Source organism: Nonomuraea zeae, from assembly GCF_005889725.1.
Lineage (GTDB): Bacteria > Actinomycetota > Actinomycetes > Streptosporangiales > Streptosporangiaceae > Nonomuraea > Nonomuraea zeae.
Genome location: NZ_VCKX01000674.1, coordinates 1 through 1,349, shown reverse-complemented (window position 1 = coordinate 1,349; position 1,349 = coordinate 1). Strand labels below are relative to the sequence as shown.

The 1,349-nt window shown below is 75.9% G+C and carries 1 protein-coding gene; it reads left to right on the top strand.

What is annotated here, in order from left to right:
- Positions 1 to 1,346: molybdopterin cofactor-binding domain-containing protein (locus ETD85_RS62310; RefSeq protein ID WP_170247520.1), on the top strand; the 1,346-nt coding region annotated here is incomplete at its 5' end.
- Between the last annotated feature and the right edge of the window lie 3 nt (positions 1,347 to 1,349).

The window sequence follows — 1,349 nt, the reverse complement described above, 5'->3', positions numbered from 1 at the left end:
CCTCCGAGACAACCGGCCCCAAAACACCCGCCCCCGAGACGACCGGTCCCGAGACGACCGGTCCCGAGACGACCGGTCCCGAGGCTGTGGGAGAGACCGAGGGGCCCGGGTTCGTGGGGACCAGCGTGCCCAGGCTGGACCTGCCCGACAAGGTGGCCGGGCGGCCGAGGTTCGTGCACGACCTGCGCCTGCCCGGCCAGCTCTACGGCCGGGTCCTGCGCCCGCCCTCCCCCGGCGCCCGGCTCGTGGACGTGTCGCGGCGGGACGGCCCGGCGCCGGGCGGCGACCCGTGGGAGGTGGTGCGGGACGGCTCGTTCCTGGGCGTGGTGGCCGGGAGCGAGCCCGAGGCCGACCGGGCGCTCGAACGCCTGCGCCGCGCCGCCCGGTGGGACGAGCGCGACACCCTGCCCGACGAGCACGACCTGCACGGCTTCCTCCGTGCGGGCCCGCACGAGACCCTCCAGGTCCATCCCCCCACCGGACCCGAGCCGCAGGGCAGCGAGCGCACGGCCACCTTCGGCAGGCCGTTCATCGCCCACGCCGCCATGGCCCCGAGCTGCGCCGCCGCCCGCTGGAACGCCGACGGCACGCTGGAGGTCTGGAGCCACACCCAGGGCGTTCACCCGCTGCGCGGCGCGCTCGCGCAGGTCCTGGGCCTGCCCGCGGACCTGATCGAGGTACGCCACGTCGAGGGCGCGGGCTGCTACGGCCACAACGCCGCCGACGACGTGGCCCTGGACGCGGCGCTGCTGGCCCGCGCCGCGCCGGGCCGCCCGGTGCACGTGCGCTGGAGCCGGCCGGACGAGCTGACCTGGGCGCCGTTCGGCTCGGCCATGTCGGCGGACGTGGCGGCGGTGGTGGACGCGGCGGGGATGGTGCGCTCCTGGCGGTACGAGGTGTGGAGCCAGGGCCACACCAGCCGCCCCGGCTACCTGGGCAACCCCGGCCTGCTCGCCGGGAGGCACCTGGAACGACCGTGGCCCCTCCCCGCCGCCGCCGACCCGTCGCCCGCGTCCGGATTGGGCATGGCCCGCAACGCGGTGCCGATCTACGACTTCCCCCGCCTCGAAGTGACCCGGCACCGGCTGCTGGAGACGCCGATCCGCTCGTCCGCGCTGCGCTCGCTCGGGGCGTTCATGAACGTGTTCGCGATCGAGTCGTTCATGGACGAGCTGGCCCTGGCGGCGGGCCTGGACCCGCTGGCCTACCGGCTGGCGCACCTGAGTGACGAGCGCGGGCGCGCGGTCCTGCGGCGGGCGGCGCAGGCGGCGGGCTGGGGGGACAGCCTGGGGCCTGGCTCTTATACACATCTGACGCTGCCGGCGATACCCCCTTGGATGTGTTAGACT